This is a genomic window from Streptomyces sp. CNH189, assembly GCF_000527195.1.
In genome coordinates, this window is the sequence record NZ_AZUS01000009.1 from 174,719 (window position 1) to 191,200 (window position 16,482).

Annotated in this window: 15 protein-coding genes; 9 read left to right on the forward strand and 6 right to left on the reverse strand. The window is 74.4% G+C overall.

From position 1 onward, the window contains the following. Positions 1 to 63: 63 nt before the first annotated feature. Both B100_RS0114895 and B100_RS0114900 read right to left on the reverse strand, forming a co-directional pair. Positions 64 to 684 carry a TetR family transcriptional regulator gene (locus B100_RS0114895; RefSeq protein ID WP_024885241.1) on the reverse strand — a complete coding sequence of 207 codons (621 nt, stop codon included), beginning with the start codon at positions 682 to 684 and terminating at the stop codon, positions 64 to 66. Beyond that, entirely contained in the window at positions 684 to 1,256 is a 573-nt protein-coding gene (locus tag B100_RS0114900; RefSeq protein ID WP_024885242.1) for a hypothetical protein, read from the reverse strand. Before B100_RS0114900 ends, B100_RS0114895 begins: the two co-directional genes overlap by 1 nt. 189 nt (positions 1,257 to 1,445) lie before the next feature. Between B100_RS0114900 and hmgA the strand changes: the two genes are divergently transcribed. The 4 genes from hmgA to B100_RS0114920 all read left to right on the forward strand — a co-directional run bounded on the left by hmgA (position 1,446) and on the right by B100_RS0114920 (position 6,512). Beyond that, positions 1,446 to 2,798 (forward strand): homogentisate 1,2-dioxygenase, encoded by a 1,353-nt coding sequence (gene hmgA / locus B100_RS0114905; RefSeq protein WP_024885243.1) that lies wholly within the window; start codon positions 1,446 to 1,448, stop codon positions 2,796 to 2,798. Positions 2,799 to 2,825: 27 nt separating this feature from the next. After that, positions 2,826 to 3,575, forward strand: coding sequence for a GntR family transcriptional regulator (locus B100_RS0114910; RefSeq protein ID WP_024885244.1), 750 nt, complete (start codon positions 2,826 to 2,828; stop codon positions 3,573 to 3,575). A 26-nt stretch (positions 3,576 to 3,601) separates the two neighbouring features. Next, positions 3,602 to 4,801 carry a type ISP restriction/modification enzyme gene (locus tag B100_RS0114915; protein ID WP_024885245.1) on the forward strand — a complete coding sequence of 400 codons (1,200 nt, stop codon included), beginning with the start codon at positions 3,602 to 3,604 and terminating at the stop codon, positions 4,799 to 4,801. A gap of 178 nt (positions 4,802 to 4,979) precedes the next feature. Continuing rightward, positions 4,980 to 6,512, forward strand: coding sequence for a discoidin domain-containing protein (locus B100_RS0114920; RefSeq protein ID WP_024885246.1), 1,533 nt, complete (start codon positions 4,980 to 4,982; stop codon positions 6,510 to 6,512). 19 nt (positions 6,513 to 6,531) lie between these two features. Here the strand turns inward: B100_RS0114920 and B100_RS0114925 are convergent, their stop codons facing one another. Further along, positions 6,532 to 7,245: a TetR/AcrR family transcriptional regulator gene (locus B100_RS0114925; RefSeq protein WP_024885247.1), complete on the reverse strand. Its 714-nt coding sequence runs from the start codon at positions 7,243 to 7,245 to the stop codon at positions 6,532 to 6,534. A 63-nt stretch (positions 7,246 to 7,308) separates the two neighbouring features. Here B100_RS0114925 and B100_RS0114930 point away from each other — a divergent pair, with 63 nt between their 5' ends. Together B100_RS0114930 and B100_RS0114935 are read left to right on the forward strand one after the other, a co-directional pair. Next, positions 7,309 to 8,286 (forward strand): daunorubicin resistance protein DrrA family ABC transporter ATP-binding protein, encoded by a 978-nt coding sequence (locus B100_RS0114930; protein ID WP_024885248.1) that lies wholly within the window; start codon positions 7,309 to 7,311, stop codon positions 8,284 to 8,286. Beyond that, a complete protein-coding gene (locus B100_RS0114935) occupies positions 8,283 to 9,065 on the forward strand; it encodes an ABC transporter permease (RefSeq protein WP_024885249.1) in 783 nt (260 codons plus the stop codon). Before B100_RS0114930 ends, B100_RS0114935 begins: the two co-directional genes overlap by 4 nt. A gap of 281 nt (positions 9,066 to 9,346) precedes the next feature. Here the strand turns inward: B100_RS0114935 and B100_RS0114940 are convergent, their stop codons facing one another. From B100_RS0114940 to B100_RS0114950, 3 genes are all read right to left on the reverse strand, one after another. Beyond that, positions 9,347 to 9,619: a hypothetical protein gene (locus tag B100_RS0114940; protein ID WP_024885250.1), complete on the reverse strand. Its 273-nt coding sequence runs from the start codon at positions 9,617 to 9,619 to the stop codon at positions 9,347 to 9,349. Between the two features lie 126 nt (positions 9,620 to 9,745). Beyond that, positions 9,746 to 10,558: an anti-sigma factor gene (locus B100_RS0114945; RefSeq protein ID WP_024885251.1), complete on the reverse strand. Its 813-nt coding sequence runs from the start codon at positions 10,556 to 10,558 to the stop codon at positions 9,746 to 9,748. After that, a complete protein-coding gene (locus B100_RS0114950) occupies positions 10,555 to 11,097 on the reverse strand; it encodes a sigma-70 family RNA polymerase sigma factor (protein ID WP_024885252.1) in 543 nt (180 codons plus the stop codon). The genes B100_RS0114945 and B100_RS0114950 overlap by 4 nt, the downstream gene beginning before the upstream one ends. Before the next feature lie 243 nt (positions 11,098 to 11,340). Between B100_RS0114950 and B100_RS0114955 the strand changes: the two genes are divergently transcribed. The 3 genes from B100_RS0114955 to B100_RS0114965 all read left to right on the forward strand — a co-directional run bounded on the left by B100_RS0114955 (position 11,341) and on the right by B100_RS0114965 (position 16,415). Further along, a complete protein-coding gene (locus B100_RS0114955; protein WP_078540925.1) occupies positions 11,341 to 12,873 on the forward strand; it encodes a DUF4331 domain-containing protein in 1,533 nt (510 codons plus the stop codon). Positions 12,874 to 13,431: 558 nt separating this feature from the next. Then, positions 13,432 to 14,850: a tetratricopeptide repeat protein gene (locus tag B100_RS0114960; protein ID WP_037722831.1), complete on the forward strand. Its 1,419-nt coding sequence runs from the start codon at positions 13,432 to 13,434 to the stop codon at positions 14,848 to 14,850. Continuing rightward, a complete protein-coding gene (locus B100_RS0114965) occupies positions 14,847 to 16,415 on the forward strand; it encodes a HoxN/HupN/NixA family nickel/cobalt transporter (RefSeq protein WP_024885255.1) in 1,569 nt (522 codons plus the stop codon). Before B100_RS0114960 ends, B100_RS0114965 begins: the two co-directional genes overlap by 4 nt. Positions 16,416 to 16,482 lie beyond the last annotated feature (67 nt).

Genomic DNA, 16,482 nt, shown 5'->3' on the forward strand with positions numbered 1-16,482 from the left:
GCCGAGCATACCGACCGGTACGCATGGAGGGGAGGGCGCGCGGGGAACGGGGCTGGATCCGCGTCAGTCGAGCACCCGGGCCAGATACGCCCGGAGCATCGCGCGCAGCTCGCCGATCACCTTCTCGTCCCCTTCGGGCGCCACCCGGAAGGCCAGGTCGACCAGGGCGTCGGCGGTCTCGACGGCGACCAGGAAGGTGCGGCGCAAGTCCTCGTCGTCGGCGGCGCGGCCCAGGTAGCCGGCGAGCAGCGCGGCGAGCCGGCCGGCGACCCGGTGGTTGGGTTCGGCACCGCGCGCGCCGACCGGGATCTGGTTGCCGAAGTCGACGAGGGAGAAGCCGGGGGCGGTGCGCTTCATGTCCAGGTAGGTGTCGAGCACGACGTCCGTGGCGTGCCGCCAGCCGCGGTCGCCGGTGACGGAGAGCCGCTCGGTGACGCGCTCGGTGAAGCGCTCCAGGTTGCGCTGGGCGAGCGCGTCGGCCATCTGGCGTTTGTTGCCGAAGAAGCGGTAGACGGAGCCGATGGGCACCCCGGCGCGCTCGGCGACCGCGCGGGTGCTCAGGTCGTCGTATCCGACCGCGTCGAGGAGGCTTGCGCAGGCGTCGAGGATCCTGGCCAGCCGTTCGGCGCTGCGCCGCTGCACGGGCGCCCGGCGGAGCGATGTCGGGTGGGACACGGGTGTCATCATGCCTGCCCGGGGCCGCCGGGTGAACCGGGGCCCGCGGCGATCGGTTCCACGCTCGGTTCCACGGTCGGTTCCTGCCCCGACACCGTGATGTCGGCGGTGCTCTCCACCGGCTCGCCGTCGACGGCCCACACCGAGCCGTCGTCGGCGTACAGCCGGGCGGTGACGTGGTGGGTGCCGCGCGACACGGTGCCGGGGGCGAGGTGGTACTCGGGGGTGCGCAGCAGGGCGACGCGGCGGCCGTTCACCTCCAGGTGCGCCAGGCCCCGGCCGGCCTCCGCGCGCCGGCCGGTCCCGTCGGGCGAGAAGCGGAAGTTGCGCACCCGCAGCCGGACGTCCCAGCCGCCCTCGGCGTCGGGGGCGACCTCCACGGTGACCCGGGGCGCGCCCTCCTCGTCCACCTCGCGGTAGGGGCGGCCGTCCGTGTCACGCTCGTCGAGGAGCCGGCCCACGGGTGAGGGCGACACCTCGTCCGGCCCCTGGCCGGCCCCGGTGTCGCAGCCCGCGGTCCCGGCCAGCAGCGCGACACAGACCGCGAGCGCGAGGATGATCGGCTTCCGCGTCCACGTCATGTCCGGGAGCGTAGAACAGCGGTCCGAACGCGCGAATCCCCCTGGAGTCGGGTTCCGTGTACTCCGTGGAGGGGACGGGTCGGAGGGGAGGGCGGGCCCGGGGGCCGAGATCGCGCGGCACCCTTGCGCCGGTGAAACCGCAATCCTACGGTGTTCCATAGGAATCGGCTCGGCAAGGGAGCAGCGGACATGAGCGACGGGGCCACCGCCCGCGTGAGCACAGCGGATCGCGAGGAGGCGCGCAAGATCGCCGAAGGGCTGGAGCATCTCTCCGGCTTCGGCAACGAGCACAGCTCGGAGGCGGTCCCGGGCGCCCTGCCCGTGGGGCGCAACTCCCCGCAGCGCGCGCCGCTCGGGCTGTACGCGGAGCAGTTGAGCGGTTCGGCCTTCACCGAGCCGCGGGCGGAGAACCGCCGCTCCTGGCTGTACCGGATCCGTCCGTCGGCCGCCCACCCGGCGTTCACCCGCACCGCCAACGGCGGCCTGCGCACGGCGCCCTTCACCCAGACGGTGCCCGACCCCAATCGCCTGCGCTGGAACCCGCTGCCCGAGCCGGCGGGGGGCACGGACTTCCTGGCCGGCCTGTGGACGCTGGGCGGCAACGGCGACGTCACCCAGCGCAGCGGCATGGCGGTGCACCTGTACCACGCCAACGCCTCGATGGAGCGGGTGTTCAGCGACGCCGACGGTGAGCTGCTGATCGTCCCGGAGCACGGCGGACTGCTGCTGCGCACGGAGTTCGGGCTGCTGCATGTGGAGCCCGGACACATCGCGCTGATCCCTCGTGGAGTGCGGTTCCGTGTGGAGCTGCTGGACGAGTCCGCGCGCGGTTATGTATGCGAGAACTATGGGGCGCCGTTCCGACTGCCCGACCTCGGCCCGATCGGCGCCAACGGGCTCGCCAACGCCCGGGACTTCCGGGCACCGGTGGCCGCGTACGAGGACGTCGAGGGCCCGGTGGAGGTGGTGAACAAGTACTGCGGCAACCTCTGGACGGCCACGTACGACCACTCCCCGCTGGATGTCGTCGCCTGGCACGGCAACCATGTGCCGTACGCCTACGACCTGCGCCGTTTCAATGTGATGGGCACCATCTCGTACGACCATCCGGACCCGTCGATCTTCACCGTGCTGACGTCCCCGAGCGACACCCCCGGACTGGCCGGGGTGGACTTCGTGGTGTTCGCCCCGCGCTGGCTGGTCGGCGAGGACACCTTCCGTCCGCCGTACTTCCACCGGAACGTGATGAGCGAGTACATGGGCCTGATCGAGGGCGCGTACGACGCGAAGGCGGAGGGGTTCGTGCCGGGCGGCGGCTCGCTGCACAACATGATGTCGGCGCACGGCCCCGACCGGGAGACGTTCGACCGCGCGAGCGCGGCGGAGCTGCGTCCGCAGAAGATCGACGACGGTCTCGCCTTCATGTTCGAGACCCGCTGGCCGGTGTCCCTCACCCCCCAGGCGGCGCGGGCGGAGCACCTGCAGCAGGGTTACGACGACGTGTGGCAGGGCCTGGAGCGTCACTTCCGGCCATTGCACTGACCGTTCTCCGACCGGTACGGATAGCGCGTGACCTCCTTCGCCCCGGACTCGATCGTCCTGAACCGCAAGTTGCCGCTCTGGTATCAGGTGTCGCAGTCGCTGCGCGCCTCGATCCTCGGCCGCTCGCCCCACGACCCGCTGCGCCTGCCCACCGAGGAACAGCTGGCCGGGCACTACGGGGTGAGCGTGCTGACCATGCGGCAGGCACTGAAGGAGCTGGAGGACGAGGGACTGATCACGCGCCACCGCCGGCGCGGCACGTTCATCGAGCCGGACGCCCTGCGGGGCGCGCCGGTGCGGCTGCTGGGCTCGGTCGACGCGATCGTGGCCCAGCAGTCCGGCATGACGACCGAGCTGCTGGAGCACGGTCCTGCGCCGGTGCCGGCGGAGTTCGCCGAGCACTTCCCGGGCCTGTCGGAGACGGCCCGCTACCACCGGCTGCGCTGCGACGAGAAGACCGGCGAGCCGACCAACCACGCCCGCAACTACGTGCGTCCCGAACTGGCCGCGCGGATCGATCCGCAGGATCTGGTCCGGTGGCCGATGACGAAGGTGCTGCGGGACACCGTCGGCGCGGACATCGGCCGCATCACGGACACGGTGGAGGCGCGGCTCGCGGACCCGGAGACGGCCCGGCTGCTGCGGGTCCCGCTGCTCAGCCCGATCCTGCACTACACCGGCGTCACCTACGACTCCGGCGGACGGCCCCTGGACGTCGCCGTCATCCACTACCGGGGCGACCGCTTCTCCTTCACGGTGACCCTGGACGCCACCTGATCCGCCCGGCGCCGTCAGGTCGTACGATGCCCAGCGTGACGCACGACGACGCTCCGCTGCTGGCGGACCTCATGCCGTGGTCCGTCGCACCGCCGCGGCTCGGCCGGGGGTGGCCGGCGGCCCCCGACGCGGCGTCCCTGAAGGCCCGCTGGGACGCCCTGGTGAAGGCCGCGGGACCGGACCAAGAGGCCCTGTTCCAGCCGACGCGCTCCCGCACCCCGCACACGGCGGTCGGCCAACTGCCCGGGCAGGACGGCGGCACGGAGCGGCTGGCCCGTGCCACGGGACCGTGCCCGGAGCCGGTGCGGGTGCTGCGCGGCCCGTTCGACGAGCAGTGGCTGATCCCGGACCAGCGGCTGATCGACGCGCCCCGCCCCGAGCTGTGGCGGGTGGCGGACGCGCATCAGGTGTTCGCCGTCGAGACGGCCGCCCCCCGCGCCTCGGGCCCGGGCACGCCCGGCGGCCCTCCGCTGCTCGCCACGTCCCTCCTCCCGGTCCCGCGCACGGGCCGGATCCGTCCGCTGTACCGCCGGCCGGGCGCCGCCGAGCCCAATCTGGCGCCGGAGCTGACGGAGCACCTCGCCGGGCGGCTGGGGCTGGAGGTCTCCCCCGTCGACGTCCTCGCCTGGGCGACGGCGGTGTCCCGCCCGGCCCCGAACGGTCTCGCCGTGCCGCTCACCGCCGACCCGGACACCTGGCGGCGCGGGGTGTCACTGGGCCGCCGGCTGCTGTGGCTGATGCGCCGCGACGGGGAGCGCCCCAAGCTGCCGGGCGGCCGCCGCCCGTACGTGCGCGCCCCGCTGCCGGTCCGGCCGACCGCTCTCGCCTACGACGGGGACGAGGAGGCGCTGCTCCTGGGCGAGGGCAGGATCTCCCCCGTGCCGCGGGAGGCCTGGGACTTCGCGGCCGGAGGCGTGCGGGTGCTGGAGGAGTGGTTCGCGGTCCGCACCCTGCCTGCCGAGCCGGGCACCCTGGCGGCGATCCGGCCTGCCGACTGGCCGCAGGGCTGGACGTCGGAGCTGCTGGAACTGGTCACGGTCCTCGCCCTTCTCGCCGAACTCCGGCCGCTACGCGAGGAGTTGACGGGTCACCCCGTCACCTCCCCGGTCACCGCGGCCGACCTGCGCACGGCGGGCGTCCTTCCCGTACCGCCCGCCGCCCGCCGCCCCGCCTCGGTCCTGGACGCCCGCGAAGAGGGTCCAGAGGGACAGCTCGCGCTGATCTGAGAGGGCGCCGGTGCACGGCGGCGACGCGCGGCACCGGGGCGAGGGCCTGGTGACCGTCGGTGCCCCGTACGGTCGCGGCGCTCTCCGACGGCGTTGTCAGTTCGGCGCACTAGGGTCCGATCACGGTCGTCGCACGGACGGCCGCCCTGCCGACCGGACATCAGGAGCTGCTGCACCCATGGGATTCGAGGCGACCTACGCGGACTTCTCCGCCGACCCGGCCCGACTGGCCAACGCCGACGTCAGGCTGCGCGGGGCCCGGTTCGCCGGGTCGCACCTGACGCTGGGCGCGGGCGGGAGCGTGACCTTGGAGTTCGAGGTGGCGGACCCGGAGGACGTTCCGCAGGTGACCCTGACCGTCACCGCGCTGGTGTCCAAGGCCGGCAGGTCGCTGGGGTACGCCCCGATGGACGTGGTACTGCAGGGTGAGCCGGTGGCCGTGAACCTGACCGTGCCCGGGGGCGGGGACCTTCCGCAGGACAACGTCTTCGCCGTACCCGGGCATCTGCTGAAGCGGGGCACCAACACCCTGGAGATACGCTCCTCGGCCGAGGCGCGCACCATGCTCTGGCTCTACCGGGTCACGCTCGACCCCGTAGGGGAGCGCGGCCGTTCGGAGCGTGCCCGGACGGAGGCGGCCGCTCGCGACTCGGTGTTCGCCTACCGTACGGAACTGCGGCCCGCCCACTCCTCCTCCGCGCACTGGCAGTCGGCGCCCCGGCTGCTGTTCCACGTCGACCGGGGCGAGCACGCGCTGCCGGCACAGCTCGGCTGGCGCGGCACCGACGGCGCCGAGACCGCCATCAGCTTCCAGTCGAACATGTCCGACTTCCACGGCTGCCGCCGTGACGCGGACGGCGCGGTCCACGAGTACCGGGGACGCGTCGTCGGCCGCTGGGCCTACCCGGAGGGCGTCGACCAGGTACCGGCCGAGTCCCTGCACCGCTTCCGCACCGAGGAGGGGTGGGGCGGCGGCTGGCACCGCTCCCACGAACTGCGGCTGCTGGTGGACGACGGCGGGGCCGCCCCGGAGCGGATGACCTGGCGGGACCAGCGGGGCAACTCCGGTGTGGTCGTGCTGCACACCCTGGAGGACGAGGCCGAGGTGACCGAGGTCGAGACGAGCGACGAGCACGTCGCGGCGGGCGAGGTCGCCCACAACCTCCTCGACGACTCCCGCGGCAAGTGGCTGGCGGGCGACGACACCGCGCTGCTCGACTTCGCACTGGCCCGCCCGGCCACCGTCACCTCGTACGTCCTCGTGTCGGCGAACGACTTCCCCGACCGCGACCCCCAGGACTGGACCCTCCACGGCTCCGACGACGGCCACACCTGGACACCGCTGGACTCCCGCACGGGTGAGACGTTCGACCGGCGGTATAAGGCACGGGAGTTCTCCCTGCGCGGCGCGCCCAAGGCCCACCGCCACCTCCGTCTGGAGATCACCCGCAACGGCGGCGCGCACGAGACCCAGCTCGCCCAGGTCCGCTTCCTCGAGGGTCCCGCCGGTCAGGGCTTCACCGGCTACTACCAACGCCACAACGAGGGCCCCATCGGCTACCGCGGCACCCCCGTCGTCGCCGTCCCGTCCCCCACCGATCTCCCCGCCGCCGCGTCCCTCGTCGCCTCGGACCTGGAGAGCGCCGTGGCGAGCCTCGCCGAGACGGCACAGACGCTCGCCGCCCTGGCGGCACGACTGCGCAAGCACTGACACCGAGCCCGCGCGGGGCTCAGTGGCGGGGGTCGAAGCCGTCCAGGACTCGGGTGAGGGCGCGTTCGAAGACCGCCTCCAGGTCGATCGGGCCCGGGTCCTCGGCGAAGGCCGCCGCCATCCTCGGATACGCGCCGCTCGCGACGCGGGACATCAGATAGGCGCTGCGGACCGCGTCCTCCCGCTCCTGCGACCAGGGCAGCGAGCGGGTGCGTTCGGCGGTGGCCAGCTCGTTGGAGACGTACGTCGTCACGACGCCGTTCAGCATCGCGATCAGCTCCAGCTTGGTGCCCTGCGGGCCGGGCATCGGGTCCAGGCACGCCAGGCAGTGCTCCAGGTAGCGCAGTGAGTTGGGGCTGAAGCCGTACACCGGTGACATCAGCCGCGGCAGCCACGGGTGGCGGTGCATCAGCGCGCGGCTCTGGTGGGCGACCCGCACCATGTCGGCACGCCAGTCACCGCTCGGCTCCCACAGTTCATGCTCGCCGGCGACCGCGTCGACCATCAGCTCGTGCAGGTCCTCCTTGCGGGGGACGTAGTTGTACAGCGACATGGTGCCGCAGCCCAGCTCGGCGGCGACGCGGCGCATGGACACCGCGTCCAGGCCCTCGGCGTCGGCGACCCGCACAGCGGCAGCCGCGATGTCGGCGCGGCTGTACGCCGGCCGGGGCCCACGGCCGCTGCGCTCGGGGCGCGCCCAGATCACTTCGGGTTCGGCCGCTCGGCCCGCCATCGGTCATCACCTCGCTCACCATCGTAGTTACGTACACCGTACGTAGTGCGCTATGGTCACCCCATGACTACTACGTACGCTGTACTTAGTGAGGGGTTGGAGAAGCGCTTCGGTGCCGTGCGTGCCCTGCGCGGGCTGGATCTGGCGGTGGCCGAGGGCACGGTGTGCGGGCTGCTCGGCCCCAACGGCGCGGGCAAGACGACGGCGGTCCGGCTGCTGACCACGCTGCTGCGCCCCGACGCGGGGTCCGCGCGGGTCGCCGGCCACGACCTGCTGCGCGAGGCGGCCGCCGTACGGCGCCGGATCGGCGTCACCGGGCAGGACACATCGATCGACGGGGACCTCACCGGCCGCCAGAACCTGCGGCTGTTCGCACGGCTGCACCGGGCGCGGGGCGCGGCCGCCCGCGCCGACGAACTGCTCGCCCGCTTCGGGCTGACGGAGGCGGCCGACCGTCCCGCCTCCACCTGGTCGGGGGGCATGCGGCGGCGGCTGGACCTCGCGGTGAGCCTGGTCCGGCGGCCCGAGGTGCTGTTCCTGGACGAGCCGACGACCGGGCTCGACCCGGCCGGCCGCAACCTGATCTGGGAGGTGGTCCGGGAGCTGACCGGCGCGGGGACGACGGTGCTGCTGACCACCCAGTACCTGGAGGAGGCCGACCAGCTGGCCGACGACATCGCGCTCGTCGACCGGGGCCGGGTCGCGCACACCGGCTCACCGGCCGAACTGAAGGCCCTGGTGGGGACGCATGCCGAGGTGGTGGTGGCGGACGGCCACACACTGGAGGCGGCGGCCGGGGTGCTGGACCGGCTCACCGGGTCGCGGCCCTCGCTGGACCGCGAACGGCACGCGGTCGGCGCGGTCACCCGGGACCCCACGCTCACCCTGCCGCACCTGGTGCGCACGCTGGACGCGGCCGGCGTGCCGCTGGTCGACGCGAGCCTCAGACCGCCGACCCTCGACGACGTGTTCCTGCGGCTGACCGAGCCGCCGGCCGACCCGGCGGACCTCCCCTGTGGCGACAAGGAGCGTGCCGCATGAGCACGTTGGCGTACGACGGCACCGCGATGCTCGGCCGGCAGCTGCGGCGGATGCGGAACAACCCGGGACTGCTGATCCTCACCCAGACGATGCCGGTGAGCATGCTGCTGTTCTTCGGCTACGTCTTCGGCAGCGCGCTCGCCGTGCCGGGCGCCGGGTACCGGTCCTTCCTGGTGCCGGGGCTGCTGGTCGCGACGGCGGCGGGCGGTGTGATGACCGGCATGTTCCAGTCGGCGCAGGACGTCCATCGCGGGGTGACGGACCGGTTCCGGACGCTGCCGATGAGCCGGGCGGCCGTGCCGGCGGGCCAGGCGGTCGCCGACGTCCTCGTCACGGCGGCCGGGACGGTGCCGTTCCTGCTGGTGGGGCTCGCGGTGGGCTGGCGGGTGGAGGGCGGCGCGCCGGAGGCGGCGGGCGCCATCGGTCTGCTGCTGCTGTTCCGGTTCGCGTGCGTGTGGGCCGGGATCTACCTGGGCCTGCTGACGCGGAACGAGGAGGCGGCCGGTCAGCTGGGTGGCGCGACCTTCCTGCTGCCGCTGCTGTCGAGCGCCTACATCCCGACGGCGGGGCTGCCGGACGGACTACGCACGGTGGCGGAGTGGAATCCGATCAGCGCGGTGGCGACGGCGCTGCGGGATCTGTTCGGCAACGCGCCGGTACCTCAGGACTCGGCCTGGCCGATGGCGCACCCGGTCGCGGGGTCACTGGCCTGGTGTGCGGTGCTGCTCGCGGTGTTCGTTCCGCTCGCGGTACGGCGGTACGCGCACGGGGAGCGGTGACGGAAGAGGCGCCGGGTGCGCGCGTGGGAGGGGCGACAGGGGGCCCTTGGTCACGCCGGGTGCGCGCGTGGGGGCGACGGCAGCCCCAGGGTCCGCGGTGGGTGTGCGGGCGGGAGGGTCACTGAAATGGGGCCCTGCGGTCGCGGCCGGGTGGGATCGGTGGCGTCGGCAGGGTGAGGTGCCGGGGGTGTGTGGACCGGCGGAGTGGGGGCCGTGTGCCGTGGGGACGGCGAGCGGGCGGGCGCGCCGCGCCGGGACGGCTGGACCGTCCGGCGCGGACGCTACCGGCTGCCGAACAGGGAGCGGCGCAGTCGGCGCAGCGGGGCGAAGAGCGAGACGCGGCTTGTGCGGGCCCGCGCGCCCCTGGTGCCGTGGTGCGCGCTGTCACGCGCGGTCAGCTCACGCATGAGCGACGTCGCCTCGGCCGTCTCCCGCTGCGGGACCGCCGGCCCCGCGAGGACCGAGAGATGGCGGTCGAGGCGCGAACTGCTCGCGCTGCTGCCGCAGGTGATCGCAGGGACCCTGGCCCTGCTGCGCACTGTTATCTGTTCCATGTCACTCCCCACCCGTACGACTCCACCCGGCCCGGGCAGGGTAACCCTATCGCCCCATACGGGCACCCGTGTATCGAGGCCACAGGATTCACCTTCCCCGTAAGGGTGTTGACGAACACTCGACGATTACTCTCCGAATCCGACCGTTTTCAGGGCGAGTTGGACGATGGGCTGGCCGGTGGGTTGCGGAGAGCCGCCGTCCGGTTCGACGGTTACCGCGAGTGACGTCGCCGAGGTGTCGAGACCGGACGCGACCAAGGGCGTGTCGCCCTCGAAGAGGCCCAGGGAGCGGGGCCGGCCGTCCTGGTCCATGAGCCAGAGCTGGCGCACACGTCCGTTCGGAGGGTCGCCGTATCCGCCCAGAGTGACGACGGCACCGCGAGCCGATACGGAAGCGATCACTCCGATCGTGCGGCCGCGTGCGTCCCGGCCGCTGCTCGCGCGGGCATCGGGGGCCGCGAGAACGTGGGCGATCTCACGTGTCCGGTCGCGTGCGGCGTTCAGTTCGTCCTGGGTGCGGTTCGCCTGCACTCCGAACAGCGCGGCGACGACAAGTGCCGCGGCGGCGGTGGCCGTGGCGAACGGCACGAACAGCGGCCGGCGTTCCCGGACGCGCGGCGGGGGTGCCGCGCCCCAGACGTGGGGCGGCAGCTGCGGTTCACGCGCGCGCGGCTTCCCCTGCGGCGCGGGTTCCTGGGCGGTGGTGCGCACGGCGGCGAGGACCCGGTCCCGCAGGGCGGGCGGCGCGGGCGCGGCCGTGGACCAGGCCAGCCTGACGGCGTCCTCGGCAAGGTCGCGCACCTCGGCGGCGCACCGGGCGCAGGACTTCAGGTGCTTCTCGAAGCGGACCCGCTCGGCGGGTTCCAGGGCGTCGAGGGCGTAGGGGGCGGCGAGCGAGTGCAGGTCCTCCCGGGAGAACAGCCGGCCGAACGGACTCATGCCGCGCCTCCCAGGCAGTTCCGCAGGCGGGCGAGCCCGTCCCGCATACGGGTCTTGACGGTGCCCAGCGGCAGTTTGAGCCGCTCGGCCACCTCCCGGTAGGTGTAGCCGTCGTAGTAGGCGAGGGTCACCGACTGGCGCTGCAGTGCGGTGAGCCGGTCCAGACAGCGGCGCACCCACTCGCGTTCGAGTCCGGCCTCGACCTCCTCGGCGACCTGGTCGAAGGCGGGTCCGTGGCCACGCCGGGCCTCGCGCTGCTCGCGCTCGCCCGCCGCGCGGACGCTGCGCACCCGGTCGACGGCGCGGCGGTGGGCCAGGGTGAGCACCCAGGACAGCGCGCTGCCCCGGCCGGGGTCGAACCGCGCGGCGGAGCGCCAGAGTTCGAGCAGCACCTCCTGGGCCACCTCCTCGGACTGGGCCGGGTCGCGCACCACGCGCCGCACCAGCCCGTACACCGGTCCGGAGACCAGCCCGTAGAGATCCTCGAACGCCTTCTGGTCGCCGCCGGCCACCTGGATCAGCAGCTGATCCGCCTCCAACGCCCCTCCCCCTCTCCCGGCCCGTCGGACCGTCCGGTCGCACAAGGCATACGCAGCGAGCGCGCCTCCGGATGGGAAGTACGGATCACGGGGCCGAAAACGCGGGTCGGCGGGGAGAAATGCTACGGGCGCGGCGGCCGTCGGGGAGGGGTGCGGGAACAAGTTCACGGTCCGGCCAATCCGGGCCGCCCGGGGCTCCGAATCCCAGTGCGTCAAGGCAAGTCGGCACTGAGGACGGACGGCATGACACCTAACTCCAGGACCGCTGCGGGGCGCAGGGGCCTCGCGACCCTGATCTGTGGTGCGCTGGCCGCCGGGGGGCTCGCGGCCGCCGGCGTGTCCGCGCTGGAACCCGAGGCGGCCTCCGCCTCCTCCCACCGGGAGGCCCCGCTGATCTCGGGCACCCCGCAGTACGACAACACGGACCTGTACGCGTTCGTCAGTCCCGACAAGCCGGACACGACGACGATCATCGCGAACTGGATCCCGTTCGAGGAGCCGGCCGGGGGGCCGAACTTCTTCACGTTCGCGGAGGACGCGCAGTACGACATCCACATCGACAACAACGGTGACGCCCAGGGCGAGCTGCTGTTCCGCTACACCTTCAAGACCCACGTGAAGAACGGGAAGACGTTCCTCTACAACACCGGGCCGGTCACCGCCCTGGACGACCCGGACCTCAACATCACCCAGACCTACGACGTCGAGCTGCTGAAGCTGAAGAACCAGCACGCCGTGTCCCGCACGACGATCGCGCACGACGTGCCGGTGGCGCCGTCGAACGTCGGCAAGGCGTCCATGCCGGACTACGACACCCTGCGCGAGCAGGCGGTGCGTGAACTGGCGGGCGGCACCACCACGTTCGCCGGGCAGGCCGACGACCCGTTCTTCCTGGACCTGCGGGTCTTCGACCTGCTGTACGGCGGGAACCTCTCCGAGGTCGGCAACGACACCCTCAAGGGCTACAACGTCAACTCGGTCGCGCTGCAGGTGCCGACGCACCTGATCACCGAGTCGGCGGACCAACCGGTGGTCGGCATCTGGTCCACCACCCAGCGGGAGAACGCCGAGGGGCACTTCGTGCAGGTGTCCCGGCTGGGCAGCCCACTGGTGAACGAGGTCGTCAACCCGATCGGGGACAAGGACACCTTCAACGCGTCCGCGCCGTGGGACGACGCACGGTTCCTGAAGAACGTCACCGAGCCGGAGCTGCCGAAGCTGATCGAGGCGATCTACAAGATCCCGGCACCGAAGGAGCCGCGCGAGGATCTGGTCGACGTGTTCCTCAAGGGCGTCGAGGGCCTCAACCAGCCACCGCACGTGCGCCCTTCGGAGATGCTGCGCCTCAACACGTCGATCGAACCGGCCGCCGAGCCGAAGCGGCTGGGCGTCCTGGACGGCGACACCGCCGGCTTCCCCAACGGGCGCCGGCTGACGGACGACGTCGTCGACGCCGCGCTCCAGGTCGTCGAGGGGGAACTGGTCGGGGCGAAGAACGACCTGGGGGACGCGGTCGACGCCAACGACAAGGAGTTCGGCACGTCCTTCCCCTACCTGGCGAACCCCACGGAGGGGTCGCGCGGCCCGCTCGCCAAGGGCGTCGACAGCGGCAACGACGTGCGCAACCAGCTGGGTGACGCGCTGCGGCCCGCCGGGACGGACGGCACGAGCGACACCGCCCTCGTCGCCGCCTCCGCGGGCGCGGGAGCGGGCGGACTGCTGCTGATCGGCGTGGCGCTGATGTGGTGGCGCCGGATGCGCCGCCGGGCGTACTGACCGCCGCCCCGGATCCCCCGGGCGGCCGGCACTTCCGGCCGCCCCCACCGACAGGCGCGGCCCTCCCGTCCCCCCACGTCAGGGCCGCGCCGCCGACCACCGAGGAGAGCCATGCCCCCGCGCACGAACGACCCGGCCCGCGAAAGCGGCCGACCCGCCGCCGCCCCGGCCCCCCGGGGCGAACCGGCGCAGGACGTTCCACGCCCGGGCGTGGGGGGCATGGGAGCACCGGACGGTCCGCACCCGGGTGCCGGGGGCGAGGGCGAGCCGGACAGTCCACGCCCGGCAGTGGAGCACCGGCCCGCGTCGTGCCCGCCCGCCGAGGGCGTGCCGTCGGACGTCCACGGACACCCCGCTGTCCCGCGACCGGCCGACGGGAGCGGCAGGACGCCGAGCGGCAGTCCCTCGCCCACCGGAGGTGCCAGCGCACCGGACAGCCTGGATCCGACCGTGAAGGGCCGGGCGACCGCGTTCCGACAGGCGCCGGGGGCCGGTCGCGCACTCGCGGGGCGGCGTCGGGCCGCTGCCGCCGCGCCGCGACCCGGTGGCGAAGCGGAGGTGTCGGCCGCGGGCGGTGGTGGGGGCGAGCGGGTGGTCGCCTTGCGGCGGTTCGCCGCTGCCGCGCGGCGGGGGCGGGGGCTGCATCTGATCTCGTGTGCCGTGCTGCTCGCGGTGGCGATGACCGCCGGAGCCGTCGCCGTGGGGGACGAGGGGCGGGACACGGCCCGGGCGGCGGCGCCGGCGGCCGGCACGGTGACCGCCGGGACGCTCGCCGGGGGTGACCTCGACGCGGCGATCCGCTCGTTGCGGGTCCATCTGCGCGTCCAGCCCAGGGACTTCGGCGCCTGGGCCACCCTGGGCCTCGCCCAGGTCGAGCGGGCGCGCACCGACGGGGACCCCACCCACTACGCCCGCGCCGAAGAGGCCCTCGACCGTTCCCTCGCCCAGCGTCCCGGCAACGACCAGGCGCTCGCCGGTCTGGCCGCCCTCGCCGCCGCACGCCACGACTTCCCCGGCGCCCTGGAGCACGCCGACCGCGCCCTGGCACGAAACCCGTACAGCGAGCGCGCCCTGTGCTCCCGGATCGACGCCCTGGTGGAACTCGGCCGGTACGAGGAGGCCGAGCGGGCCGCGCGGGTCGCCGACCGCAGGCGTCCGGGCGTACCCGTGTTCACGCGGTACGCCTACGTGCGGGAGCTGCGCGGTGACGTGACCACCGCCCGGCGGGTGCTGCACCGCGCGCTCGACGGCGCCGCCTCCGCCGCGGACGTGGCGTACGTCGCGACCGCGCTGGGCAACCTGGAACGCGGCCAGGGCCGGTACCCGGCGGCCCTTCACCACTACGCGCGGGCCCTCGCGGCGGACGACACCCACCTCCCCGCCCTGGAGGGCCGGGCGCGCGCCCAGGCGGCGGGCGGCGACCGCGCGAGCGCCGTCCGCACGCTGGAGCAGGTCGTCGCCCGCTCCCCGCTGCCCGGACCGCTGGTCGCCCTCGGTGAGCTGTACGAGGCCCGCGGCGGCCCCGGTGACCGCGCGAGGGCGCGCGAGCAGTACGCCCTGGTCGACGCCTGGACCGCGCTGGCCCGGGCCGGGGGCGTCGACGCCGACCTGGACACCGCGCTCGCCGCCGCCGACCACGGGGACACCGCCGAGGCGCTGCGCGCGGCCCGCGCCGAGTGGGGCCGCCGGCACACCGTGCACACGGCGGACGCACTCGCCTGGGCCCTGCACCGGTCCGGCCGCTCCGCACAGGCCCTTCCCCTCACCCGTCGCGCCACCGCCACCGGCTACCGCGACGCCGCCTTCCTCTACCACCGGGGCATGATCGAGCGGGCCGCCGGCCACCACCGCGCCGCCCGCACCTCCCTCACCGCCGCCCTGGAGCTGAACCCGGGCTTCTCCCCGCTCGGCGCCCGTGCGGCGCGCACCGCGCTGAACGAACTGAGGGAACTGACGGAACGGGAGGCGGCCCGGTGACCCCGCTCCGCTCCGCCGCCGCCGGCGCCGCGGTCCTCACCGCCGCCGGGGCGCTCGCCCTGCTCCCGGCCGCCGAGGCGAGCGCGCACCCGCTCGGCAACTTCACCGTCAACCGCTACGACGGACTGGTGGCGGCGCCCGCCGAACTGCGCGTGCACCACGTCGAGGACCTCGCCGAGATCCCCGCCACCCAGGCCGGTCCTGACCTCACCCGGCTGGGCCGGGACGCCTGGGCCCGGCAGCGGTGCGCGACGGCCGCGCGGGACAGCGCGGTACGCGCCGACGGGCGTCCTGCAGAGCTCACGGTGCGCTCCGCCCACGTGCGGGTGAACCCCGGTCAGGCGGGCCTGGACACCCTGCGCGTGGAGTGCCGGCTGACCGCGCCCCTCCCCCGGGACCGCACGGTGGCCGTCGGCTTCCGCGCGGCGGGCGGGGAGTCCGGCCCCGGCTGGCGGGAGATCACGGCGCGGGGCGACCGTACGACGCTCACCGCCTCGGACGTACCCGAGGACTCCCTCTCCGCCCGGCTGACCCGCTACCCGGATCGGCGGCTCACGTCCCCGCCCGACACCCGGACCGCGACCCTGCGCGTCCGGCCGGGCGGCCCGGCACCGGCGGCGGACGGGACCGGCGGGACGAGCGAGGCGGACGCGCCGGCAGCCGCCGTGCTGCCCCGGGGCGCCGACCGCTGGACCCGTGCGCTGGACGGCCTCGTCGCCCGGCGCGACCTGACCGCCGGCCTCGCGGCGCTGGCCCTGCTGCTCGCGGTGGTCCTCGGCGCGATGCACGCGCTCGCCCCGGGCCACGGCAAGACCCTGATGGCCGCGACCGCGGCGGCCCGCGGGAGCGGGGCCCGGCTCCGTGACGTGCTGCCGATGGCCGCCTCCGTGACGGTCACCCACACCCTCGGTGTGGTCGCCCTGGGCCTGCTGGTGACGGCCGGCTCCGCCGCCGCGCCCTCGGTGGTCGCCTGGCTGGGCGTCGCCAGCGGCACCCTGGTCACCCTGGCCGGCGCCCAGTTGGTACGCCGCGCCCTGCGCCACCACCGGAACCAGGCCCACGGGCACACGCATACCCACGGGCACGGGCACGGGCACGGGCACGACAGCGCCCACGCACACGACCACCCCCACGGCCACGACCTCCCCCACGGCGACGCGCACGCCCACACCCCCCTCACGCACACCCACGGCGGCCGGACGCACACCCACCCCACCGCGCCCACCCTCCGCGGCACGATCCTGCTCGGCTTCGCCGGCGGGCTGGTGCCGAGCCCGTCCGCCGTCGTCGTGCTGGTCGGCGCCGCCGCCCTCGGCCACGCCTGGTTCGGGCTGCTGCTCGTCGTCGCGTACGGCGTCGGCCTGGCCCTCACCCTCACCGCCGCCGGCTACGTGGTGGTGCGGGCGGGCGGGGGCGTGTCCCGGCTGCTGGCCCGGCGCCCGCGCTGGACGAGCGCGCCGTGGGCGGCGCTGGTGCGCCGGAGCGCGCCCCTCGCTTCGGCGTGCGTCGTCCTCGTCCTGGGGGCCGGATTGGTGTTCAGGGGGGCGGCATCCGCACTCGGCTGAGCTACTTTCATGAGGAAAGGGTGAATTCGCCCGGACGCGAATGGGGGCGCCGTGTCCGAAGAACCGG